At 60.3% G+C, this 25,153-nt stretch carries 23 protein-coding genes; all 23 read left to right on the top strand.

The annotated features are described in order from the left end of the window. Window positions 1-31: 31 nt before the first annotated feature. Window positions 32-550: a hypothetical protein gene (locus RJ527_07950; GenBank protein WND77665.1), complete on the top strand. Its 519-nt coding sequence runs from the start codon at window positions 32-34 to the stop codon at window positions 548-550. Window positions 551-573: 23 nt separating this feature from the next. Continuing rightward, on the top strand, window positions 574-2,550 hold the full coding sequence (locus RJ527_07945) for a hypothetical protein (protein ID WND77664.1): 1,977 nt from the start codon (window positions 574-576) through the stop codon (window positions 2,548-2,550). 229 nt (window positions 2,551-2,779) lie between these two features. Further along, window positions 2,780-3,331, top strand: coding sequence for an HAD family hydrolase (locus RJ527_07940; protein WND77663.1), 552 nt, complete (start codon window positions 2,780-2,782; stop codon window positions 3,329-3,331). Between the two features lie 30 nt (window positions 3,332-3,361). Next, entirely contained in the window at window positions 3,362-4,105 is a 744-nt protein-coding gene (locus RJ527_07935) for a transaldolase (GenBank protein ID WND77662.1), read from the top strand. 18 nt (window positions 4,106-4,123) lie between these two features. Next, window positions 4,124-5,137: an SDR family oxidoreductase gene (locus RJ527_07930; GenBank protein WND77661.1), complete on the top strand. Its 1,014-nt coding sequence runs from the start codon at window positions 4,124-4,126 to the stop codon at window positions 5,135-5,137. Next, complete coding sequence (locus RJ527_07925) at window positions 5,134-6,141, top strand: GDP-mannose 4,6-dehydratase (GenBank protein WND77660.1); 1,008 nt, start codon at window positions 5,134-5,136, stop codon at window positions 6,139-6,141. Before RJ527_07930 ends, RJ527_07925 begins: the two co-directional genes overlap by 4 nt. Continuing rightward, window positions 6,138-7,694 carry a PfkB family carbohydrate kinase gene (locus RJ527_07920; GenBank protein WND77659.1) on the top strand — a complete coding sequence of 519 codons (1,557 nt, stop codon included), beginning with the start codon at window positions 6,138-6,140 and terminating at the stop codon, window positions 7,692-7,694. Before RJ527_07925 ends, RJ527_07920 begins: the two co-directional genes overlap by 4 nt. Before the next feature lie 5 nt (window positions 7,695-7,699). Continuing rightward, on the top strand, window positions 7,700-8,653 hold the full coding sequence (locus RJ527_07915; GenBank protein ID WND77658.1) for a Gfo/Idh/MocA family oxidoreductase: 954 nt from the start codon (window positions 7,700-7,702) through the stop codon (window positions 8,651-8,653). Continuing rightward, window positions 8,650-9,954 (top strand): nucleotide sugar dehydrogenase, encoded by a 1,305-nt coding sequence (locus RJ527_07910; protein ID WND77657.1) that lies wholly within the window; start codon window positions 8,650-8,652, stop codon window positions 9,952-9,954. The genes RJ527_07915 and RJ527_07910 overlap by 4 nt, the downstream gene beginning before the upstream one ends. Further along, window positions 9,947-10,834 (top strand): NAD-dependent epimerase/dehydratase family protein, encoded by an 888-nt coding sequence (locus tag RJ527_07905; protein ID WND77656.1) that lies wholly within the window; start codon window positions 9,947-9,949, stop codon window positions 10,832-10,834. Before RJ527_07910 ends, RJ527_07905 begins: the two co-directional genes overlap by 8 nt. After that, a complete protein-coding gene (locus RJ527_07900; protein ID WND77655.1) occupies window positions 10,834-11,484 on the top strand; it encodes a class I SAM-dependent methyltransferase in 651 nt (216 codons plus the stop codon). The genes RJ527_07905 and RJ527_07900 overlap by 1 nt, the downstream gene beginning before the upstream one ends. A gap of 16 nt (window positions 11,485-11,500) precedes the next feature. Then, window positions 11,501-12,403 (top strand): hypothetical protein, encoded by a 903-nt coding sequence (locus tag RJ527_07895; protein ID WND77654.1) that lies wholly within the window; start codon window positions 11,501-11,503, stop codon window positions 12,401-12,403. 58 nt (window positions 12,404-12,461) lie between these two features. Next, window positions 12,462-13,283, top strand: coding sequence for a transketolase (locus RJ527_07890; GenBank protein ID WND77653.1), 822 nt, complete (start codon window positions 12,462-12,464; stop codon window positions 13,281-13,283). Next, complete coding sequence (locus tag RJ527_07885) at window positions 13,280-14,197, top strand: transketolase C-terminal domain-containing protein (GenBank protein WND77652.1); 918 nt, start codon at window positions 13,280-13,282, stop codon at window positions 14,195-14,197. The genes RJ527_07890 and RJ527_07885 overlap by 4 nt, the downstream gene beginning before the upstream one ends. After that, window positions 14,194-15,441, top strand: a complete 1,248-nt coding sequence (locus tag RJ527_07880) for a DegT/DnrJ/EryC1/StrS family aminotransferase (protein WND77651.1) — start codon at window positions 14,194-14,196, stop codon at window positions 15,439-15,441. Before RJ527_07885 ends, RJ527_07880 begins: the two co-directional genes overlap by 4 nt. 23 nt (window positions 15,442-15,464) lie before the next feature. Further along, window positions 15,465-16,226 carry an AAC(3) family N-acetyltransferase gene (locus tag RJ527_07875; GenBank protein WND77650.1) on the top strand — a complete coding sequence of 254 codons (762 nt, stop codon included), beginning with the start codon at window positions 15,465-15,467 and terminating at the stop codon, window positions 16,224-16,226. Between the two features lie 221 nt (window positions 16,227-16,447). Continuing rightward, the gene (locus RJ527_07870) at window positions 16,448-17,617 is read left to right on the top strand and encodes an FkbM family methyltransferase (protein ID WND77649.1); all 1,170 of its coding nucleotides are present in this window, start codon (window positions 16,448-16,450) and stop codon (window positions 17,615-17,617) included. 12 nt (window positions 17,618-17,629) lie between these two features. Beyond that, a complete protein-coding gene (locus RJ527_07865; protein WND77648.1) occupies window positions 17,630-18,622 on the top strand; it encodes a radical SAM/SPASM domain-containing protein in 993 nt (330 codons plus the stop codon). A 19-nt stretch (window positions 18,623-18,641) separates the two neighbouring features. Continuing rightward, window positions 18,642-19,850, top strand: coding sequence for a TIGR04372 family glycosyltransferase (locus RJ527_07860; GenBank protein WND77647.1), 1,209 nt, complete (start codon window positions 18,642-18,644; stop codon window positions 19,848-19,850). Next, the gene (locus RJ527_07855; GenBank protein WND77646.1) at window positions 19,838-20,584 is read left to right on the top strand and encodes a glycosyltransferase family protein; all 747 of its coding nucleotides are present in this window, start codon (window positions 19,838-19,840) and stop codon (window positions 20,582-20,584) included. The genes RJ527_07860 and RJ527_07855 overlap by 13 nt, the downstream gene beginning before the upstream one ends. A gap of 47 nt (window positions 20,585-20,631) precedes the next feature. Continuing rightward, entirely contained in the window at window positions 20,632-22,584 is a 1,953-nt protein-coding gene (locus tag RJ527_07850; protein ID WND77645.1) for a hypothetical protein, read from the top strand. Further along, a complete protein-coding gene (pseG, locus tag RJ527_07845; protein ID WND77644.1) occupies window positions 22,568-24,064 on the top strand; it encodes a UDP-2,4-diacetamido-2,4,6-trideoxy-beta-L-altropyranose hydrolase in 1,497 nt (498 codons plus the stop codon). Before RJ527_07850 ends, pseG begins: the two co-directional genes overlap by 17 nt. After that, window positions 24,061-25,137: a pseudaminic acid synthase gene (gene pseI, locus RJ527_07840; GenBank protein ID WND77643.1), complete on the top strand. Its 1,077-nt coding sequence runs from the start codon at window positions 24,061-24,063 to the stop codon at window positions 25,135-25,137. Before pseG ends, pseI begins: the two co-directional genes overlap by 4 nt. Window positions 25,138-25,153 lie beyond the last annotated feature (16 nt).

Genomic DNA, 25,153 nt, shown 5'->3' with positions numbered 1-25,153 from the left:
GAGTGGCCCGCCGCACACATATAGGGTGGCAATGATGAAAAGATATGATGTTGATCTGTACGAAGAGGACGGCAAATGGACTGCAGTCATCCAAAGTTTGCTCGTTTTCGGGGAAGGCGAAACGGCGGAGAAGGCCCTCGCTGTCGCAATTGAAAATGCCGAAACGATCGAAAGCAAGCTGGCGACAGGCATATTGAAGACCCCGCGAGACCCAAATACGTACCTTTTTGAAAATGGCGGCCATACCCTCCAAAGACTTTTTTTTGAATATGGGATTCGCGCTGCTTTCCTCGGCCTTGTTTTCGCCGGTGCCTATTTTTTGGTTCGCGCAGACATCAGAGCGGAAGCGGCATTATTTCGAAACAGTATCGTCGCGGAGTTGACCATGATCCGGCGGACAGTCGACGGGTCGATGATGAACGATGAAGGCGCTTCCGAGAAACTCCGTGAGCGCGCACGCCGCCTGAATGAACGCTTGTTGCCGGCGGCAGAGGAGCTGCGGCCGTTGTTTCAGATTTTGCTTGGCGGCGGCGGTCAGAACAGGAATTGATCGGTTTCCGGAGCCGCGAGGCCATGACATCACGTCCGCTGGTTTCTTTGCCGAAGTCGGTTTGCGCGGCTGCGCTGATTGCCGCATCCACTGCGGCGCTTGCGGCGTTTGCCCTGGCCTTCGGATGGCATCGTTACGTGCCGATCCTCGGCTATTGGGAGCACTTGCGTTTTTTCTACAGCTTCGGGCCTGTGACGCCTCATTTATCTTTTGCCATCGCCCCCCGCGCAAACATCGGAGGCCAAGGCTATCCCCTGCTTGACGTGGGCCTCCATCTGACCAACGCGCTCGGATGGTCCCTCGTGAATTTTCGAAGCGTTGTTTTTGCCTATTCACTGGGGACCTATGCCGCCATGGTTCTGGTGTTCTCGCGCTGGTTCGGTATTCCTGCTGCGCTTTTTGGCGTGACGCTCGCGGTTCTAAGCACCGGTTACCTGGTTTTCACCAACCAGGCGTTGGTGATGCTCCCGACCTTGTTTCTTTGCGTCCTGCTAGTCGAGCGATTTCAAAAGCTGGGCGAGACCCCGAACGCGACGGCCCCCAAGGTGATGATCGCAATCCTCATCGCTTTGCTGTTGATCCACTACGGCATGGGGCGCTTTTTCGCCGCCGGTTGGATGTTTTTCTATTTCGGGCAGCGCATTTATCTGGCATGGCGCCATCTTCCGGGAGGACGCCCCTTTCACGACTATCTGAAGCAAGATCTCATCGCGGCAATCGCTATCGTTTCGCTGTCTCTTGTGCTGATCTGCCTCGTCGACTTCCGAAACATTCTGGCCTTCAGAGACCCTTGGAACATTTTCTTTCCAAGGTACGGCACGGAAGTCGAGATGGTTCCCGACAAGCTGCTTCCCACCATAATCGGAAACCTTCCTCTGCTGCTTGAGATGTTGTTCCCCTTTCTTCAGCTATCCGGGGAACGCTCGGTGGGAATTGAGGCCCTGTTGTCGGGGCAACGCACGGCCATCCTGAACCTTTGGCATGCGCCCTTCTTGATTATCGGCATTGGCGTTTCAATACGGCGCAGCTTCCGGACAATCTCACCAACGGTCACGCCATACCTTGCTCTGCACGTCCTGTTCTTGCTGACAATAGGGCTGACCGTCTTTTCACAACAGTACGGCGCGAGCGCCACCATTTCGCCATACCGGATTTTTTGCGGCATGTTCGCCGTTGCGGGCTACATCGCCGTAGCATTCCTCTGGATAACCGAGATGATGCGCGCTCACGTCCCAAAACTCGGGCGCTGGGCAATGCTGCCGGTCGCTGGCCTGCTGTTCGCCGTCGCGTCTGTAAGCCTGACCGCACAAGCGGACGGCCTTCGCATGGCAATCGCCGCGAAGGCGCATGTCGACGGCGGTACGGGAAAGTTCGTCACAGCACCGGACCCCCTGACGTATGGGGACGACATTGATACCTACCGTCAGGCCCGATTCAAGTTTCTGGCAGACACCTTGTCCGCAGCACTGACATGCCGTCCCCGCCAGTCCGCCGTTCTGCTCAGGCTTTCCCCAGAACTGCTTTTCGTGCAGGGAAAGTATCGCGGCGTTCACTATCTACAGACCTTGAACGACTTGTCCGCGACAATGGCCTTATATTTGAGTGATAACGGACTCCATGCGGCGCACGTCATCGTTCATACCAGGGGTGCAAGAGGAATTAGGGATCGGGGGCACGGCTATGGAGGCCGGCCGCGCGTGTTTTCCGGCCCGATTTATTGGACGGACAACAAGATCGTCTACGGCGCCGATGAACCACTTGCCTACGAACTTGTCGAAGCGCGCCCGGGTCGCAAACCCATGGTCATCGTGGCATTTTCTGACGCAGAAGTGGTCGGCGCAAAGGCGTCTCTCGACGCCAACGGGATTCAGTTTTCATTCACAGGACCCGTGTCCAGCATCAGGCAGCTTAGCGAGATGGCTATCGACCTGCGCGCGCCCTGCTCGGCTGCCACCAACGACCCTAAACTGTCTCCTGAAGCCCTTGAGAAGAGGCCATGAAAATGGCGGAAATCTGCCGCTTTTGTGTTGCGCGTCCCTCCAAGTTGTGCGACATTCAGACGCCAATTGTTCACCGTATGAACACAAGACATCGAGCGTTCCTACGCCATCGGTCCGGCAAGGGCCCCTTCAGAGTTCGGGCCCCCGCTTCACCCGAACTGCGGTAGCGTGGCCAAAAGCCATTTGTCGCGCCTTCTCCTGTTCCACGACAACACCTTGATCCCACGCCATGCCCCCCGTTGAAACAACCAACAAGGCCGTGTTCCTCGACCGCGACGGCGTGCTGTCCCGCTCCGACGTACGTGGCGGCAAGCCTTATGCGCCGGCCCGACTCGAGGACTTCGAGATGCTGCCGGACGCGCCGGGCGCGCTGCGCAACCTCAAGCAGGACGGATACACGTTGATCGTCGTGACCAACCAGCCCGACGTCGGCAACGGCCTTGTCGACCGCGCTGTCGTCGAACGCATGAACGCGCGCCTCACCGGCGCGTTGCCGATCGATTCGGTCAAGGTCTGCTATCATGGTCAGGCGGAAGGCTGCGCGTGCCGCAAACCAAAGCCGGGCATGCTGCTGGATGCGGCAGATGAACTCGGCATCGATCTCGCCGCCAGCTTCATGGTCGGCGACCGCTGGAGTGATATCGACGCCGGCCGCGCCGCCGGCTGTCGGACTGTGTTCATCGATCGCGGCTACGGTGAAAGGCGCCCGGAGACCCAGGATTTCACCGCTGCATCCATGGGCGAAGCCGCAGACCTGATCCGCACCGCCGCCCACCCCTGATCCACCGAGGAAGCTTAAAGGAACCTCGCCATGCCGGACGTCAATGACCTGACCATCAAGCTTTTCGCCGACGGCGCCGATCTGGACGGCATGATCAAGATGTACGCCAACCCGCTGATCAAAGGCTTCACCACCAACCCGACTTTGATGCGCAAGGCAGGGGTAGAAGACTATGAAGCCTTCGCCCGCGAGGTGCTAAAGGCCATTCCGGACCGCCCGGTCAGCTTCGAAGTATTCGCCGACGACCTGCCGACCATGGCCGCGCAGGCGCGGGTCATCGCCGCCTGGGGCGACAACGTGAACGTCAAAATTCCCGTCACCACAACCAAGGGCGAATTCACCGGCCCGATCATTGAGAAACTGTCGGCCGAAGGTGTGCAGTTGAACGTTACCGCCGTGTTCTCGCTGAACCAGGTGCGCGCCATCACGGATGCCCTGGATACGGAGGCCCCGGCCATCATCTCCGTTTTCGCCGGACGGATCGCCGACACGGGTCTCGACCCCATGCCGTTAATGGCCGAGGCGCTGAAGATCATGGCCGCCAAGCCCAAGGCGGAACTCCTGTGGGCCAGCCCCCGTGAATTGCTGAACGTCATCCAGGCAGATCAGGTCGGCTGCCACATCATCACCGCGACCAATGACCTTCTCGGCAAGCTCGGCGGCATCGGCAAGGACCTGGAGGTCTTCAGCCGAGAAACCGTCCAAATGTTCTACGGCGACGCCACCGCCGCCGGCTACACCATCGCCACGCCCGCCGACGCGGCCGCCGAATAACCAACGGAGTTTCGAGACATGCCCAACGCCTTCAACCACGTCCTGATCACCGGCGGCGCCGGATACGTCGGCAGCCTTCTGGCGCCGCAGTTGCTCGCCCGGGGATACAAGGTCACCGTGTTCGACATCATGTATTACGGCGACGACTTCCTGCCCAAGGACAACCCCAACCTCCGCATCGTCAAAGGCGACATCCGCGACACGGCGGCGCTCAGGGCCGCGCTCGACGGTGTCGACGCCGTCATCAGCCTGGCCTGCATTTCCAACGACGCCAGCTTCGAACTGGACGAAAACCTGTCGACCTCGGTCAACCTGGACGCCTTCGAGCCCATGGTGATCGCCGCCAAGGAGGCGGGGGTGAAGCGCTTCATCTTCGCCTCGTCCTCATCCGTCTACGGCGTGTCTGACTCCCCGGACGTGACCGAGGACCACCCCCTGGTGCCGCTGACCCTCTACAACAAGTACAAGGGCATGTGCGAGCCGCTGTTGTTCAAGCATCAGTCCGACGACTTCGTCTGCGTCACCATCCGCCCGGCGACCCTGTGTGGGTACGCGCCGCGCCAGCGCCTGGACGTGTCGGTCAACATCCTGACCAACCATGCCGTGACCAACGGCAAGATCACCGTGTTCGGCGGATCGCAGATGCGCCCGAACCTGCATGTCCAGGACATGTGCGATTGCTATGAAATGCTGCTCGACCTGCCCGACGGCAAGATCGCCGGCGAGACCTTCAACGTCGCCTTCCAGAACATGAGCATCATGCAACTGGCCGAAATCGTGAAAAAGGTCGTCCAGGAAGAGTTTCCCGAAAAGGGCGATATCGACATCGTCACCACGCCGACCGACGACATCCGCTCCTACCACGTCAATTCGGACAAGATCACCCGCATGCTCGGCTTCTCGCCGAAATACAACATCGAAGACGCGGTGCGCGGCCTGTGCCGGGCCTTCCGCAACGGCGACCTGCCCAACAGCATGGACGACGACAAGTACTTCAACGTCCGCCGCATGAAGGCGCTCAACGCAGCATGACGCCCAAACCCACCGCCGTTGTCACCGGGGGCGCCGGGTTCATCGGCAGCCATATGGTCGACGTGCTGCTGGAACGCGGTTACGCCGTGCGCGTGATCGACGACTTCTCCGGCGGTCACGAACGCAACCTGGCGCATCTCGCGGGCAATCCCGACCTCGCCGTCGAACATGCCGATATCCGCGGCCTCACGCCGGGGTCGGCGCTGTTCGAAGATGCCCGCTTCGTGTTCCATTTCGCCGGCATCGGCGACATCGTGCCGTCCATCGAAAAGCCCATCGACTACATGGACATCAACGTCCAGGGAACGGTGAAGGTTCTGGAGTGCGCGCGCGCGGCCGGCGTCGAAAAGCTGGTCTATGCGGCGTCCTCGTCCTGTTACGGCCTGGCCGACGTGCCGACCCGCGAAGACCATCCCATCGACCCCAAATACCCCTATGCGCTGAGCAAGTACCAGGGCGAACAGGCGGCGCTGCACTGGCACAAGGTCTACGGCCTGCCGGTCAATTCGGTCCGCATCTTCAACGCCTACGGCACCCGCGTCCGCACCACGGGTGCGTACGGCGCCGTGTTCGGCGTGTTCTTCAAACAAAAACTGGCCGGCAAGCCCTTCACCGTGGTCGGCGACGGCACCCAGGGCCGTGACTTTCTTTATGTCACCGACGTCGCCCGCGCGTTCCTGGCGGCGGCGGAAACGGAACGCACGGGCGAGATCTACAACCTTGGCGCGGGCAATCCGCAGACGGTCAATCGCCTGGTCGAGCTTTTGGGCGGCGAGGTCGTCTATATCCCCAAACGCCCGGGTGAGCCGGACTGCACCTGGGCCGACATCAGCAAGATAACAAGTGAACTGGGCTGGGCGCCCCAGGTGTCATTCGAAGACGGCGTCGGCCGCATGACCGCCGAGATCGAGAACTGGCGCGATGCCCCGTTGTGGGATCCGGCAAGCATCGAACAGGCGACCAAAACCTGGTTCCAATACATGGCCCCGACGGACAAGACATGACCGCTGAGTTTTTTGAAAAGTACCAATTCAAGCTGAAGACCGCCGCGGAACTGCGCGGCCTGATTGGTTCGTTCCCGCGCGAGAACAAGGTGATCATGTGTCACGGCGTGTTCGACGTCGTGCACCCTGGACACGTCCGGCATCTGGCTTATGCCAAAACCAAGGCCGATATTCTCATCGCCTCGATCACCGCCGACAGGCACATCAAGAAGGGCACCTACAGACCGCACGTCCCCGAACGCCTGCGCGCCCTCAACCTCGCCGCGTTCGAGATGGTCGACTACGTGATGATCGACGAGAATGCGAAGCCGCTTGAGAACCTTCAGGCGTTGCAGCCTGATTTCTTCGCCAAGGGGTTCGAGTACACCTCGGGCGGCCTTCCGGCGGCGACGCAGGAAGAAGCCGACATCGTCGAAAGCTATGGCGGCGGCATGATCTTCACGCCAGGCGACATCGTCTATTCATCGTCGCGCCTGATCGAACTGGCCCCGCCGAACATCCAGATGGAAAAGCTGCTGACGCTTCTCCACACCCATAACCTGGGGTTCGCCGACCTGCGGGCGACGCTGGACAAGATGCGCGGCTTCCGCGTCCATGTCGTCGGCGACACCATCGTCGACAGCTATACCCGCACCTCGCTGATCGGCGGCCAGACCAAGACGCCGACCTTCAGCGTGCTTTACCAGGGCAAGGACGATTACATCGGCGGCGCCGGCATCGTCGCGCAGCACCTGAACGCGGCCGGCGCGGACGTCACCTTTTCGACCGTCCTCGGGAAGGACGCACTCGCCGATTTTGTGATCGACGGCCTAAAAGCGGCCGGCATCAAGGTCAACGCCATCACCGATGAGACCCGCCCGACGACCAACAAGAACGCCATCATCGCCGGCGGATACCGGCTGTTGAAGGTCGATACCCTGGACAATCGTTCGATTTCCGAAGGCATTCTCGAACAACTGACCTCGAAGATCACGGGCACGGAAACCGACGCCGTCGTGTTCAGCGATTTCCGGCACGGCATCTTCAATCACTGGACCGTGCCGCAGTTAACCAGTGCCATTCCGCACGATGTCTATCGCGTGGCCGACAGCCAGGTCGCCAGCCGTTGGGGCAACATTACCGAGTTCAAGAACTTCGATCTGGTCACGCCCAATGAACGGGAAGCTCGGTTTGCGCTGGGCGATCAGGATTCCACCGTCGGCGCGCTGGCCAGCGCCCTGGTTTCCGCCAACGCATGTAAACTCCTAATTCTCAAACTCGGCGACCGCGGCGCGTTCGTTTCCCGGCCCAAGGCCGGCACAGAGGATGAGGGCAACTATTTCTCCGTCGACAGTTTCGCCCACAACATCGCAGATGCTGTCGGCGCGGGCGATGCGCTGCTGTCCTACGCAACCATGGCCATGCTGGCGACCGGCAACGAGGTCATCGCCGGAATCCTCGGCTCCATGGCCGCGGCCTGCGAATGCGAGATTGACGGCAACGTGCCGATCCGTCCGGGTGACGTGCTCGCCCGCATCGACCAGGTCGAAAAAGCTGCCGGGTACGGCGGCTGACGCGGATGCGGGTTATCGTCGCCGGAATGGGGGTGCAGGGCGCCAAGCGGCTTTCCGCCGCGGGTGCCGACGCGGTCGCCACGATCGACCCGGTCAAGGACGCGGTCGATTTTCGTGACGTTCGCGACGTCCCGTTGACGGACTACGACGCCGCGCTGCTGTGCATTCCCGACGAGGCGAAGATCGAGCTGCTGGATTACCTGCTGGCCGCGGGAAAGCACGTTCTGGTGGAGAAGCCGGTGCTGTCCGTCGATGACGACGACCTGATCCGCCTGGCCGCCCTTGCCGAGAAAACCGGCGCCGCCTGCTACACCGCCTACAACCATCGTTTCGAGCCTCATTTCGTGCGCATGGCCGACCTGATCAAAAGCGGCCGCCTGGGCAAGATCTATTCTCTGCGCATGTTCTACGGCAACGGGACGGCGCGCCTGGTGCGCGACAGCGCCTGGCGCGATCAAGGGGCCGGCGTTCTGCCCGACCTCGGCAGCCACCTGCTCGACACCCTGCGCTTTTGGCTTGGTCAGGATTTCGACGCGCGCTTCCGTGTGCGGGGGGCTTACCGTCACGAGAACCGGTCCTTTGATCATGTCGTCATCGACACCGCCGATGGCCTGGCCATTCAGCTTGAGATGACGATGTTGAGCTGGCGCAACCACCACACCACCGACATCTTCGCCGAACACGGCAGCGCGCATATCGAAAGCCTGTGCAAATGGGGGCCGTCGACCTTTACCCATCGGACCCGCGTCCTGCCCAGCGGCCGCCCGCCGGAAGAGGCCGTGACGCTGGTGCAGGCCGACCCGACCTGGGACCTGGAATACGCGCATTTCAAAAAGCTATGCGCCGAGGCACCGGGCACCAATGGTCTGGCCAATGACCTGTGGATCAATCGCACCCTGCGCGACCTGGCCGCCCAGGCCGGCGTGCACGACATGGTGCGCGAAGGGGCGGGCGCATGACGGCCCCCGTCATCGGTTTCGCCGGCCTGACGCATCTTGGCCTCAACATGGCGGCGGCATCGGCGGCGCGCGGATTCAAGGTCGTGGGCTATCATGGCGACCCCGCAGTCGTCGACGCCATCAACGCCGGGCACCTTCCCGTCGCCGAACCGGACCTGGACGACATGATCGCCCGCAACCGTGAACGCCTGACCTTTACCAGCGACGACACCAAGCTTGCCGATTGCGACATCGTCTATATCTCCGTCGATGTGCCGACCGACGACAACGGCCAAAGCGATCTGGCCCCCATTACCGACATCATCGCGACGGCCGAACGCGCCATGAGCGGCGATGCGCTTCTGGTCGTTCTGTGCCAGGTGCCGCCAGGCTTCACCCGCACCCTGAGCCGCGATCCCGCCCGGCTGTATTATCAGGTCGAAACCCTGATCTTCGGCCGCGCCGTGGAACGCGCCATGCATCCGGAACGGTTCATCGTCGGCTGCGCGAAACCGGATGCGGCGATCGATCCCCGCTTCGAAAATTATCTCGGTGCCTTCGGCTGCCCTGTTCTTCCCATGCGCTACGAAAGCGCCGAACTGGCGAAGATCTCCATCAACATGTGTCTGGTCGCCTCCGTCGGCGTCGCCAACACCATGGCCGAGGTCTGCGAGCATGTCGGCGCCGACTGGTCGGAAATCATCCCGGCCCTGCGTCTGGATGCGCGCATCGGCCCGAAAAGCTATATCGCGCCGGGCCTGGGTCTGGCCGGCGGCAATCTGGAACGCGACCTCGCCACCGTGATCGGGCTCGCCGACCGGCACGCCACAGATGCCGGGATCGTCCATGCCTGGCTGGCCAACAGCCGGCACCGCAAGGACTGGTGCTACCGCACCTTGAAGCAGGCGGTGCTCGACGCGAAGCCCGATGCCACCATCGGCCTGCTCGGGCTGGCCTACAAAGAGAACACCCACAGCACCAAGAACGCGGCGTCATTGGCGCTGCTGTCACATCTGGATACGCGGCGGGTGACCGCCCATGACCCACAGGTTCGTGCCGCCGAGGTTTTGCCCGGCTTGCATCAATCGGAAACGCCCCTCGACGCCTGCGACGGCGCCGATGCGGTGGTGATCATCACGCCCTGGCCCCTGTACCGCGAGATCGATCCCACGGAACTGGCCCGCCGTATGCGCGGCCGCGCGCTGATCGACCCCTACGGTCTTTTGTCCGAAACGGCGGTGACCGCCGCCGGGCTCGACCATTTCATTCTTGGCCGCGCGCCTAAGCGGGCCGCCGCCACAGCCGAGGCCCGCCATGCTTGATCATTCGAACCCACATCCCCAGCAGCCGACACGGGTCGTGATCCTGGGCGCCGCCGGCTTTGTCGGCAGCACCGCCGCGGCGGCCTTCGCCGGCGAAGGCACGCCCGTTCTGGCGCTCGGCCGGGCCGAGGTCGATCTTCTGTCGGCAACCGCCGCCGATACCCTTGCCGCGCAACTGCGCGCCGACGACACCTTCGTCGTGGTGTCCGCGGAAGCTCCCTGCAAGGACGGCGCGATGCTGGAGCGCAACATCCGCATGATGCGCGCCGTAACCGACGCCCTTGCCAAGGTTCAGCCTGCCCATGTCATCTATGTCAGCTCGGACGCCGTTTACGCGGACAGCGCGGCGCCACTGACGGAAGCGTCCTGCGCCGAGCCCGGTTCGCTCCACGGCGTCATGCATCTGGCCCGTGAACTGATGCTCAAGGAGGCCACCAAAGGCCCTCTCGCGATCCTGCGCCCGACCTTGATCTACGGTGCCGCCGACCCGCACAACGGCTATGGTCCCAACCGTTACCGCCGCCTGGCCGCGGCCGGTGAAGACATCGTCCTGTTCGGCGAGGGCGAGGAACGCCGCGATCATGTCGACGTCCGGGACGTCGCCGAACTGATCCGTTTGATCGCTTGGTACCGTTCGGCCGGCGTGCTCAATGCAGCGACGGGGACCGTGACGTCGTTCCGCGAAATCGCCGAGCTGGTTATCGCCCTTTCCGAAAAGAAAATTGCCCTCAAAGGCTCGCCGCGCCAAGGGCCCATGCCTCACAACGGATATCGCGCCTTCGACCCGTCCGCCACCCTGGCGGCTTTTCCGGAATTCCGATATACCCCCCTGGCGGACGGCTTGGCCCGCGCGCAAAACGAGATGGGGGAGCTTCTCTGATGGCCGAAGTGAACCTGCTGCGCGCCCTGCCCCAGGGCAAACGCAACGTCCAGGCGCGGGAGACCGCCAAGACCGAAGACCATATCCGCATTTCCCGCGAGTACGGCGAGATGTACTTCGACGGCCCCCGCGAATACGGCTATGGCGGATACCGCTATGACGGCCGCTGGCAGCCGGTCGCCAGGGACATCATCGCCCATTTCGGATTGAAGCCGGGCGACCGGGTGCTTGACGTCGGCTGCGCCAAGGGGTTCCTGGTGAAGGATCTGGTGGCTGAGGGCATCGACGCGTATGGCATCGATGTCTCCAAATACGCCTTGATGCATTGCGAGCCGGAAGTCGTCGGCCGCCTGCAGATCGGCAGCTGCGACGACCTGCCATTTCCGGATGGAAGCTTCGATTCGGTACTCGCGATCAACACGATCCACAACCTGGACCGTGACGGCTGTGTCCGGGCCCTGCGCGAAATCGAACGCCTAGCCCCCGGCAAGGGGTTCGTACAGGTCGACAGCTACATGACGGCAGCGCAGAAGGAGATATTCGAAAGTTGGGTGCTGACCGCCAGATTTCACGACTATCCTGACGGCTGGGTCGTGGTGTTCGATGAAGCCGGTTACACCGGCGACTGGTATTGGACCATCATCGGCTAACCATACCGACGGCGAGGTGAACGAAATCATGGGTTACAGCGCAGAGACAATGGCCCTGTTCCAATCAATGCATGGCCAGGGGCTGTTCAAAGACGTGCGACGTGTCGTCGATCTTGGATCTCAAGAACTACATTTCGCAAAGCAGGACGTCTTCAGCCACCCGTATCGAAAGATCATCGCGCAAACGCTGCAGGTCATGGGCGGACCGGAAGTTTCCGAAGCGGAGCTTGATGTTCTGTCCAATCGAAGCCCGGCCAAGGCGTTCTTCGACTTGCTCGACATCGAGTATAAGGCACTTGATGCAGACGGGTGGTACGGCGAACCGTTCGACCTGAATCTGGACGATGTTAGCGATGCCGACCGCGGTGCCTTCTGTCTGTGCGTCAATGCCGGCACCACCGAGCACTTGATCGATCAGAACAATGCCTTCCGGATCATCCATCAACTGACCCGGCCAAGCGGCTTAATGCTCCACGCCCTGCCGTTCCTGGGCTCCATCGATCACGGCTTTTTCAATTATAACCCGAACCTGTTCTGGGCGCTTGCTCGTTTCAATTCTTATGAGATGCTCGGACTTTGGATCAATCCGGTGGGCACCGCCGCATTGATCCCGTGGAGCACCGAAATGGCGGCCCACATGAAACCACCGATGGATCCTGCGAACGGCATCAGCCTGTGGTGCCTGATGCGGAAGGGGGACGAAGCGGACTACTGCATACCATTCCAGGCGGGCTACGAAGAAGCGCAGGCGGAATCGAACCTAGCGCGCTACAATTACGCCATTGACGGGCGCCTGATGTCCGGCGTCGACGTCTACCGACTCACCAAATCTCAACAGTCCATCCAAACCGTTTCAGGCCGCGCTCTTTTGACAGAACTCAAACGACGCATCCTGAAACGCCTGGGCATCCACAGCTAACGCGCTTTCGGCCGCTGCCTCGCCGAGCTTTCGCATTGAACGAACCGGAGCCTTCCACGTGACTCTGAAAGCATTCGACCCCTTGATCGCGCGCAAGCGCTGCATGTCCTACCGCCGACGCATCCTGGAAATCTCCCAGCAGGTGCAGGCCTTGCACGCCGCCGGCGCCTTCTCCTGCCTGGAGATGGTGGACGTGATCTACAACGGCCTGATGCGCGGCGCCGCCGGCAACAGCCTAGACACCTTCATGATGTCGAAGGGCCATGGCTGCATGGCGCAATACGTGATCCTCGAGGACCTCGGCATCCTCTCGCGCCGCGACCTTGACCTTTACTGCAAGCCCGAGGGGCGGCTCGGCTGCCATCCCGACTACGGCGTGCCGGGCATCGAGGCTTCGACCGGGTCCCTCGGCCACGGCATGGGCCTGGCCACCGGCATGGCCTACACGGAGCGCCACGTGAACAAGGGAGACGGCCTCATCTTCACGGTGCTGAGCGACGGCGAGCTACAGGAAGGGTCGACCTGGGAATGCATGATGATGGCGGCCAACCTGGAGGTCGACAACCTGATCTGCTTCCTTGACCACAACGGCATGCAGTCCTTCGGCAACACCGTCGAGACTCATCCCCGGTTCTATCCCATTCGTGAAAAGCTCGAGGCCTTCAATTGGGAGACGGCCGAGGTCAATGGCCACGACGCCGCCGCCATCTTCGACGCCGTCACCCGGCGCAAAGGCGACAGGCCGTTCATGTTAATCGGCAACACGGTGAAGGGCCGCGGCGTTTCCTACATGGAAGGCGGCGCCATCTGGCATTACCGTTCGCCCAATCCGGAAGAGTACGCGCAGGCGCTCGCCGAGTTGACGGAGATCTCGTCATGAGAAACAAGTTCGCAGACGCGATCTACGAGATCAGCAAAACCAATCCCCGTATCTGCGCCCTGGTCGCCGATATTTCACCGGCCGGTTCCATGGTCAAGTTCCGCGAGGAGTTTCCCAAACGCTTCATCAACTGCGGCGTCGCCGAACAGGCGATGATCGGCATCGCCGCCGGGATGGCGCTGAAGGGCATGCGGCCATTCTGCTACACCATCGCCACGTTCTCGCTCTACCGGCCGTTCGAAATGGTGCGTGACGATCTCGCCTACCAGAACCTGCCGGTGACGGTAATCGGGATGGGGGCCGGCGTCATTTATTCGACTCTCGGCGGCACCCATCACACCATGGAAGACATCGCCGTCGCCTCGGCCATCCCCAACATGACCGTGCTCGCGCCCTGTGACCCGGAGGAAATGCGGCTCGCCACCACCTGGTGCGCGACGGAAAGCACGGGACCCGTGTACATGCGTCTGGGCAAGGCTGGCGAGCCGGACCTGACGTCCGGTGCCGTCGACCCGTTCGAGGTCGGCAAGCTACGTTACATCGTCCGCGGAGAGGGCGACTTGTGCATTCTGACCTACGGCATCACCATGAAGATGGCGTTCGACGTGGCCGACCGCGTGCGCGCCAAGACTGGCAAAAGGCCATCCATCGTCTCCGTCCACACCATCAAGCCGCTCGACGAAGCGGGCGTGCTGGCGGCGCTGAATGCGCACGCCCGCACCGTGGTGATCGAGGAGCACGTGCCCCACGGCGGCCTGGCCTCGCGGGTCAAGGAAATCGCTTGGGACAACGGCGTCACCAACAGCGTCAAGAGCGTCACCCTCAAGGACGAATTCATCCATTTCTACGGCAGCTATGAAGAGCTTCTCGCCCGGCACGGGCTAGAAGCAGGCGCCATCACCGACAACCTATGAATCGAAAAACCGGCAACAATATGAACAAACGACCATTTCAAACCCCGAAACCACTGGCCATGCACGGCGGCGCGCGGGTCCGGTCAGTACCGATGCCACCGAGGCTGGCAATCTCCGAAGCGGAGGAAGCCAAAGTCCTTGAGGTCATGGCTTACTACCGCGAACGCAACCTGGACCCGGGATACCAGGGTAAGTTCGAAGAGAGGTATTGCCGTGCCTTCGCCGACAAAATGGGGGGCGGGTACGCGGATGCAGTCGCGACCGGAACAGCGTCGCTGTTCGTCGCCATCGCCGCCCTCGACCTTCCCAAAGGGTCAGAAGTACTTGTTTCGCCCATCACGGATCCCGGCAGCCTGAGCGCCATCATCATGAACGGCCTCGTTCCTCGGCTCATCGATAGCATGCCAAGCAGCTACAACATCGGGACCGAACAGGTCGTCAGGCGAATCACTCCAGAAACTTCGGCAATAATGATTGTGCACGCCGCGGGACAAGCGGCGGCGGCAGATCTGATTTCGGCCGAAGCCCGCGCACGGGGGATCAAGGTCATTGAGGACTGTTCGCAGTCCCATTTCGCCACCTGCGCCGGCAAGCCGGTCGGTACATTCGGCGACATCGCGGCTTTCTCAACCATGTACCGCAAGGCGCACATCACCGGGCCGCGCGGCGGCTTGGTCTTCACCCGGAACGAGGACCTGTATCATCTTGTCCTTGCCCACGCCGATCGCGGCAAACCGCGCTGGGCGGACGACTTCGACGACCGCGATCCCAACGGATACCTGTTCCCGGCAATGAACTTCCATTCCGACGAAATCTCCTGTGGCATTGGCTTGGCCTCGCTTGCGCGGATTGACGCCACCATCAGGCAGCGGCAAGCGTTTGTGTCGGCCATCGCCGCTGGACTCACGGAGCGCTGTTCTGTTTGCGTGCCCTATCCGCAGTCGGGCGCGGATTCGCCGTTCTTCTATCCGGTGATAGTCAATCTTCAAGGGATCACCTGCAGCAAGACCGAGTTCGCAGAGGCTGTCCGAGCTGAAGGGATTGACTTGAATGCCGACTACAAATACCTCGCGGCTGACTGGCCATGGCTACGCCCCCACCTGTCCGACAATTTCGATTGCCCGAACGCACGCGACGTCCTTGCGAGCAGCTTTAATCTCTACCTTAACGAAAAGTACGGACCTCAGGAGGCCTCAGACACGGTGGCAGCGATCGAAAAGGTGGAGGCCCACTTCGCAGTCTGAATTGTCGCAAGGCGCAACGACGGATGACGAATGCAGAAATAGCAATCTTCGGTCTGTTTGAGGCCTTATCCATACCCCGATCCGGGGCCACACTAATCCATACGGCTTTCAAGCGCATCGCAGACGGCAGTGGGTTGGAGGCGGCAGCCGTCGTCAGAGCGTTCTGCGACTACAAGGCCTCGGGAACTTTGCTGATGCCTACGATGTCCTGGCGGCTGGTTAGGGCGGGCATCGATGTGTTTGATGTCCGCGAGACTCCGTCGAACGTCGGCATTCTGACCGACATCTTCCGGACCCAGCACGCGCAGAAGCGCAGCCTTCATCCGACTCACTCCGTGGCCGGACGTGGTGACGACGTCGCCGAGATTCTATCCCGCCATCACGAAGATGAGACACCGGTATCTGCGAAAAGCCCGTTCGGCATGTTGCCAAACCTGAATGCGACGGTCGTTCTCTTCGGGGTTGGCATGGAGTGCTGCACCCTCATGCACCACGTCGAGGAGACCATTGCCCCTGACTGCTATCTGCAACCGAGCAGCCTGCGCGAGTCCTTCTCCTGTAAGGACGAACACGGCGCGCCTCAAATCGTCCACGTCAGGCGACATCTCAAAATTCCACGCCGCTACCAAGTGGTCAGCGCCGCACTGGACGAGAGAGGACTGCTAGCCAGGCACGTTCTGGGTGGTGTCGAAATAACAGCATTTCGCGCCTGCGATGCCTTGGATCTTGGTTCAGAAATGCTTCGGCGACAACCCGATTTCTTCCTTCAGAAGTTCTTCACGTAGCCGACGATAGATGGCCGCCGCCAGCCCACACAGGTGATGCGAGCATCTGATAACCACAAGAAATCCGTGTGTCCAGGCCTCCTTCATTACTAAATGCCAAAGGCTATCCTTGAACCTAGCCCCCAAACCCCTCATCTTGCGCTAAACACCCGTCAATATGGGCGCTCGCGGACCGAGACAATTTGACGCCGCCCACAGTAAAGATTACCAACATGAATCGAATGAATGATGCCTCGCACTCCGCCATCGTTGACACGCCGTCCCTACGGAGGCTGAAAGCGTACCATACCGCGGATGACATACGTCGTGACCTTCTGCATAGCTATCCAGCGTTTGCCATCGACGCCTTGAGTTCTTGCGTCCTTGTCGGTGCCGCCCCTGAAGGAGGGCGGTTCCTGGAACAATGCACGGCATCAGGGATTGAGATCGCCGCAGTCTGCGACCAGAGCCCCGAAAAGGTTGGCAGTTCGTTTCACGGTCAAATTGTCCGCTCACTGGAATTCCTGTCAGGACTCGATCGCGGCACGCCGGTCATCGTCGCTTCACACAAGGGTCTCAATTCGGTCGTTCACTGTCGAAAACTGGGGTTCACGTCAGTAGCCCAACTAGCGCTGATGCAGATTCTGTATCCCGGCACGTTTACGCCGCACATGTTCTACGACGGATGGCTCGAGGATCTCTTCGAATCGCGCGAGGAGTACGAATCCCTCGCCCAGTTGCTCCGCGATCAGAAGTCTGTGCGAACACTCGATGCCATTCTACAATACCGCCAGAGCCTCGACGTGACTTCGTTGATCCCTGTGCTGGATTTAGACGTCTGGCATTCTGACAACTTGATCTCCTACCCAGACGACGGCGTCTACATCGACGGGGGCGCGTACGACGGCGACACTGTACGCATGTATGTCGAGCATGCAAGGAATCGGTTCGCTCGGATCATCGCCTTCGAACCTGACCCCAACACCTTTGACCGGCTGCGTGACAACTTCGCGAACGACCGACGTATCGAGCCGATCAAGTTCGGAATGTTCGACAGGAAGGACGTGCTTCGTTTCTCGAACTCGGCGTCGCGCGCGTCTTTGATTCACTATGATGGAGAGATCGAAGTGCCAGTCACAAGCATTGACGAGATTTTAAAAGGTGATCCCGTGACCTTCATTAAGATGAACATCGAGGGCGCGGAACTCAAAGCCCTGCATGGTGCTGCCCATTCGATACGAACACACAAACCGACGCTTGCGATTTCCGCATATCATGCACCGGCGCATCTTTGGCAGGTGCCCCAAACGATCCTGGAAATCGACAGCGCATATGATCTTTATCTTCGCCAGCAGGACGGTGGAAGCGTCGAGACCGTGATCTACGCCGTGCCGACGCGCTGCAATCAATAAACCGGAGGGATAATGGAACACACGCTCGAGAATCCTGTGTCTGCCGACAGTACGAAGTTGCCCGCGCACAACGAAAGAATTCTCAATGAATTTGTCGGGCGGTTCGGCCTGAGGTCAATTGAGGATTTTCACTTCTTCCCGAAGCAAATTTCCATCGAGCCGACGTCGTCGTGCAACGCGCGGTGCTACATGTGTCCTGTCGAGGAATGGGAGCGCGACCACCTGCTTATGCCGCAGCTTATCTTTGACAAGATATTGGAGGACTTGAAGCCCTACGCATCCTGGCTTGAACGGGTGACATTGCCCATTATCGGCGAACCGTTGATCGACAAAAAGCTCGAAGACAAGATTCAGGCCCTCAAAGGCATCGGGATCAAGTTAGTCGACCTGACTTCGAACGCGTCGTTAATGACACGCGCCCGGGCGGCGTCCTTGATCAACGCGGGCCTGGACGCGATCGACTATTCGATCGACGGGGCGACGAAGGAAACATTCGAAGCTATTCGCAAGCGGCTGAATTTCGAGAAATGCGTTGAGAATATCGAGTCATTCATTGAGGTGCGAAATGAGTTAAAGCCCGATCTGCGCATTCGTGTCCGGATGACCGTAACGGAAGCAAACATAGGAGAATTGCAGGCGTTCAAGGATTTCTGGTCAAAGCGCTTGGGCCCACAGGACGTTGTTTATGGAAAGCTCCTTCACAACTGGGGCAACTGGGACGACAGGCTGATGGCACCAGAAACGCTCGAGGACGAGACGCTCAACACTCTCACCTGCATTTCGCCGTGGATTATTTTGAACATCTTCACGGACGGGCGCGTGCCGTTATGCTGCGTGGATTTCAACGCCGAGTCCGAACTGGGCAATGTAATGACGGCGAGCATCGCTGACATCTGGCGAAATGAAAAATCCCGGTCCGTCAGGGAGGCCCACGGCCAGCTCGGTCGAAATTCGCTGAAGCCCTGTGTCGGCTGCTATGCCTGGGAACAGACCCTGAAGGTCTAAGCCGGAACTATCGCTCTTTATGGGGTTTTTCAGGGCCATGCGGCGGGGGCTGGCTTCCATCTTTCGTCCGCTCGAGATGGGCTTGTGGTGGATCGTCGTCTGCGCGATGGCGGCCCTTGAGGCATTCGGCCTGCGTTTTCGCCTCGTCCCGCTGTGGGGTGACCGCATCGGAGCCCTGGCCCCAGAAGCAGATACGGTTTATCACCAGGAGCATTCTGGCGACGGAATTCGACACGCCTGCATCGTCGGCGATGTCTGCAATCGCGCCCTGATTGACGTTATCAAGGATCATATCCGGGTTCTGGAATCGGCGCCGCTTCATGCTTCGCTCATGAGGGTATTCGACAACTGCGCAGCGTTTCGGTCACACAAGAACGTTCTAAAGCCAGGCCCCAGCATCTACCCGGCGGCCCACAACATACGGGCCAATCGAATCGACCCAGGCCGCCGCGCGGAAGAGGCGGTCGAGCGATACTTCGACGACTTGGGCATCCCCCAAGGGTCTTGGTTCATTTGCATCCACAACAGGGACGACCATTACCTGAAGAGCGCGTTCCCGCATCGCGACTGGTCGTATCATGATTACCGAGACTGTAGCATCGATTCGTACCTACAGGCGGCGGAGCATGTCGTGCAATCCGGCGGATACGTTTTTCGCATGGGGCGTCAGACGGCGGTCCCGCTACCTGACACGCGCTCCCCGCAGATTATCGATTTCTCCGTGCAGAACGGCAGTCAGCATCTGGAGATCGGGCTGATCGCTCAATGCAGCCTGTTTCTTGGGTCGACCTCCGGTCTTTACACCGTCGCCCATCTGTTCAACCGACCGGTCGCGCTCGCAAATCTTGTTCCCTTTAGCATTGCCACTTACGCCACAGACGACCTGTTCATTCCCAAACTACTTTGGGATGAAAAAGCCGATCGGCTACTGACATTCCAAGAGTCGTATGACATTGGCCTCTTCGATCCCAATAGCGCCGCTTCACACGGATCATTTTACCGAGACCATGGCCTAAAGGTCCTGGAGAACGACGCGGAGGAGATACGCGATCTCTGTGTCGAGCGACTTGGGCGGGACAAAGGGAAATCCGACACCAGCTTCCAAGAGGACGATTTACTTCAGGCCAATTTTAAGAAGCATTTCCTCTCTCATCTGGCCGGTCACGAATTCATGGGGAATGTCGGCGCTTCGTTCCTGCGGAAGTATTTACATTTGTGGCAACCGTGAACACCGTCGCGATATTACAAACCCGCATGACATCGACCCGCCTGCCGGGAAAAGTACTGCGTCCGATCTGTGGCATCCCAGCTCTGCAGTTGCAGGTCGAGCGAGTGCGGCGGGCCAAGATGCTCGATGGCATCGTCATCGCCACGACAATTCACGCCACGGATAACCCTGTATGTGACATCGCCACGGCGATGGGGGTGCCATTTCACCGGGGCAGTGAGGACGATGTCCTGTCTCGCTACATAGGCGCGGCCGCTATGACGACGGCGACTCATGTTGTTCGGCTGACCGGCGATTGCCCGCTCGCAGACCCCGCGATCATCGACCGGGTTGTTGGCGCGTTGTTCGAAACCGGGGCTGACTACGCTTCCAATACCCTGGAACGCACCTATCCGATCGGCATGGATGTCGAAGCATTTTCCCGTGCTGCGCTCGACCGGGCCGGTGCCGAGGCCGCACGAAGCGACGAACGGGAACACGTCACGCCCTTCATCTACCGGCATCCGGAACAGTTCCGTTTGCACAATGTGGCCGCACGCGATGGCGAACGTCATCCACATCTTCGCCTGACATTGGATACAGACGAGGACCTGAGGCTGATTGTTGCCATTTACGAAGGCCTGTACGCCGACAATCCCAAGTTTTCCCTGAGCGACATCCTGGCGTTTCTCGCACGCCATCCCGGCCTACTGGAGATCAACCGGGACGTGCCACACAAATGGCTCGAGACATAATGGTTTCAGCGCACGTTTCCAATGGCCCGGGACGCGGCAAAGTGGTCGTGTTCCATCAACTTTCGGCAGGCAACCTAGTCGTCGCAGCCGCCTTCCGTCTCCTCGGCCGGCGCGTCGTTTTCATCAAGCCCGTCGGGCGCCTGCGCGCCACGCCCTGGCTCGACCGCTTGGCGCGGGCGGGGATTGAGCTGGCTGATTTCCACAGCTACGCCGGCCTGTCTTTGAGCGAGGACCTGCGGGTCACCGCGCGATATACCCGTGCCGTTCTCGATGCAGCCTTCACGGACAGCGATTTCGATGCCTTGCAGGCCGAAATCCCCGCGGCCCCGCTGACCGCCACGCGGGCAAGAGCGCTGATGTTCGATCTCGTCTTCAATCGGCTTCTGCGATTTTCCGAAGCCTATGCCTTGGCGGAATACTTCCGGAGCCATGGCATTCGCGCCGATGTTTTCCAAAGGACTTCAGGAATTGACTCGCTGATCTCTCCCCTTCTTCCGACAGCGGTAAGGAACCTGTATCCCGGGGCTCCGATATGGTTTGTCCGAGCCCTCGACCGCTTTCCGGCCGTTATGCTGCCGATCAAACGAGCCCTCCAATGCGCCGCGCGGATGCTCCAATCTCCCACGGACCCGATTTCCGCCGACCCCGGGTCTCGGACCTCTGGCCCTGACACCTTCGGCAAGGAAGTACTCTACTTTCCTCACAAGGGCATCACCTACGGCGGACTGTTCGTGAAGGATCAATATTATTCAGAGGATTCCGCCAGCCCGTTTCACAAGTCAAATATCGCCCATATCGAACTTGCCTGGACGATGTCGGCAGGCGAGCAGAAACTCGTTGAGTCTGAGTACCGCCTGCACAACATCCAACCGCACTTCCTAGAACTCGACGGGCAACGAAATGCTTCCGCCTGGCTTGAACACCTGACACGGTTTCTCGCCAAGGTGTCGGGGAAACATCGTTTGGCAAAAGCAGCCATTCTTGCCATTGCGGCACTGCGCTTCGAAAACTACAGAGCGGCCATGGCGCCCTGTCGAGACGCCCGCATCGCCGTTTTCGGTTACGATGTTCTGATTCCTTCGATGGCGGCGCTCGCGCTGCAGTCGTTCGGTATCCATGTCGCCGCTCTGCAGGAGCGTTTCATCAATCCGTTTTACGGCACCAGCGCCTTGATCCTGAATACCTATTTCGTCCACGGGCAGGCAATCGCAGAGCGCATCAACCAGGACCCTTACCAAGCAATTGACAAGGTCATCGTAACAGGAGACCCGAGACGCGGGCGGATCGCCCAACACCGAAAGGACGCGGCGGCCGAACGGCGCGAGCGATTTCGAGAATTTCGCGCCGTTTGCCTCGTCCTTGATTTTCACACCAACCCCGATTCACTCGCCGACCCCTTTCATTTTTGGACCGACGCACAGAGCAACCTGCTCTATTTTTCCCATATCGCCGACTTGGCGGAACTCAATAGCGATTGCGCTTTCGTCATCCGGGGGAAGGATTCATGCTGGCTCAAACTGGCGGAGATGGCGCCGGCAAAGGATCGATTTGCCGGCCTCGACAATGTATTCATCGACAATCGCTACGACGTCTACGACCGGTCATACGCACTCGCCGCGATGGCGGACGTCGTCGTCGCGCGGTACACTTCCTTGTGCGACCAATGTCTCGCCGAGGGCATCCCGGTCCTGATTCATGACCCCCTTCCCAACGGCGGGCGTTTGATTTCGGCTTGGCACGATTACGCCCCCCATCCGATCTTGACCTTCAGTTTTCAAGAACTTCAGCAGCGCTTCACTGACACCCTGTATCACGACCGCTACTTGAACCCGGAGCAGTTCGCCTACATGCGCCTGCATAACTACGGTGTCGGCAGACAGCAGCAATCCGGGTCCAGCGAGAGCTCCCTCCATCTGGCCCTCGCGCGAATTGCCAGCACCCTCCCCTGCAGTGCGACGGGCTCATCTGGCAAACCGATCCTTCATGAGCCGAACGCCTGATTCCGCGCCTCACGCGGTCTTCAGGCCGGCCTGGTCGCCCGAAATCGGCGGGGGACACCTGATGCGATGTCTTACGCTGGCCCAAGCAATGCACAATCAAGGTTGGCGCATATCCATCGCGGTCGATGAAACAGCCGGTCCCACTTTGTCACGAAATAAACCCTTCGATTATACCGTCGTCTCGCTACCGCATGACCGAAGCCGGTCCGCTGAAACGCTGATGGATCGAGTCGACACTCAATGCCGCGTTCTTGTCGTTGATGACTACACGCTCGACTCTACCTTCGAGGCCGCCTTGAGCGGCTGGGCTGAGAACATTCTGGTAGTCGACGACCTTGCTGACAGGTCTCATGATTGCGGATATCTCCTCGACGCCTCTCCGCGTCGCAGCGAATCTGCCTACGCCGGGCTCGTCCCTCCGGCCTGCAAGATCCTGGCAGGCCCGGCGTTTGCGCTGATTCGCCAGGAATTTGCTCTGGGTCGTGCCAACGCCCTGGGTCGCCGGGCAGCCATTCGGTCCGTTGATCGCATCCTCATTTCCTTTGGCCTGACCGACGCCAGGAACATGACCCTGACCGCATTGGAGGCTGTTCGGTACTCTGGGCTTGACCTCATTGTCGACGTGGTTCTGGGTGAGGAAGCTCCCCACTTGAACGAAGTATCCCGGTTCGCCGACACCACGGGAAGCCGCGTCATCGTTCATCGCAATCCCAAAAATCTTGCTGACCTGATTAACGGAGCAGATCTCGCAATTGGCGCACCCGGGGTCTCATCTCTTGAAAGATGCTGCCTTGGGTTGCCAACGATAACCGTGCCGGTGGCGGACAATCAGAATCACAACGGGCGTGCCCTGGCCGATATCGGAGCCATTGAGCTGCTCGATGCGGACATCAGTGCATCCGATCTCTCATTCGCCCTGAACCAAGTGGCGGGCGACATCGATGCCGTAAGAAGAATGTCGGCCGCCGCGTTCGGCGTATGTGACGGAAGAGGCGCGGCGCGGACGTTTCTGTCCGTGTCACCCGAGGCCACGAAGGCAGGCGGGGGGATTTCTTGCAGGCCCGTGACCACATCGGACACCGACACGATATTTCGTTGGCAGTGCGCACCGGGAAGCCGCAACTACAGCCGCAATCCGAACCCACCTACCTACGCCGAACATCGTGCCTGGATGTTGCGGCGGTTGGCGCCCAATCCCGGATTATTCGAAATGATGCTCATGAACGGGACACCTGCCGGATTCGTGCGCCTTGATGCCGACCCGAGTGCGTCCGACGCCTATGAAATCTCGATTCTGATTTCGCCGGCCATGCGAGGCGAGGGCGTCGGAGCAGCGTCTCTCGCCGCAGTGCGGCGCCTCGTACCAGAAGGAACATTTCTCGCGTTTGTCCATCAAGAAAACCTTCCATCCCACAAGATATTTTCGGCTGCTGGATACGTTCTGGAAGGCGACCATTTTGTGAGCCACCCCGCATCATGACCTTGTCCGACCGGAAGCAACAGATTGAGATCGCCGGCCGCGCCATCGGCAACGGCCATCCGCCCTACGTGATCGCCGAGATGTCCGGCAACCACAACGGCGACATAGACCGTGCCCTGTCCCTGATTGACATGGCGGCGGACCATGGCGCCGACGCGCTCAAGCTGCAAACCTACACGGCCGATACGATCACCATCAACCATGACGGCCCCGGTTTCACGGTCCAAGGCGGGCTATGGGATGGGCGGACTCTCTACGATCTGTACCAAGAGGCACATACGCCCTGGGACTGGCACGCGGCCCTGTTCGCGCGCGGCCGGGAACGCGGCGTCACCGTGTTTTCATCGCCCTTCGACGAGACCGCCGTCGATTTTCTCGAAACCCTCGACTGCCCGGCCTACAAGATCGCCTCGTTCGAGGCGATGGATCTGCCACTCATCCGAAAGGCGGCGGCGACGGGCAAGCCGCTGATCGTCTCGACCGGCATGGTCACTCCCGACGAGATCGATGAGTTGATGGCCATGTTGTCCGATATCGGCGCCGATCAGGTTGCGCTTCTGCATTGCGTGAGCGCCTACCCCGCACCCATCGAGGCGTCGAACATCCGCTCGATCCCGGAACTCGCGGCCCGTTATGATGCGGTCATCGGACTATCGGACCACACCCCGGGCACGTCCGTCGCCGTCGCCGCCGTCGCTCTCGGCGCGGCCGTCATCGAAAAACATGTCTGCCTGGCCCGTGCCGACGGTGGCGTGGACAGCGCATTTTCCCTGGAACCATCCGAACTGGGCGCCCTCGTGACCGATTGCCGCAACGCCTGGGCGGCGCTGGGCGAAGCCCACATTGGAAAGCAGAGTGCGGCCGAGCCGAGCATCGTGTTTCGACGGTCGCTCTACGCGGTGGCCGATATCCTCGCCGGGGCGAAGCTGACGAAAGAGAACGTACGCTCCATCCGCCCGGGCCACGGCCTGGCACCGAAACATCTCGACACCGTCTTGGGCCGCCGGGCCGCCCGCGACATCCCGCGCGGAACGCCGATTTCCTGGGACCTGGTCTCGGGTCCCCGGGACTGAACTGAAGAAAGACCTC

This window comes from Thalassospiraceae bacterium LMO-SO8 (genome assembly GCA_031655335.1).
Taxonomy (GTDB): domain Bacteria; phylum Pseudomonadota; class Alphaproteobacteria; order Rhodospirillales; family Casp-alpha2; genus UBA1479.
The sequence above is the reverse complement of the archived record's forward strand: the minus strand, read 5'-3'. Positions and strand labels throughout refer to the sequence as shown.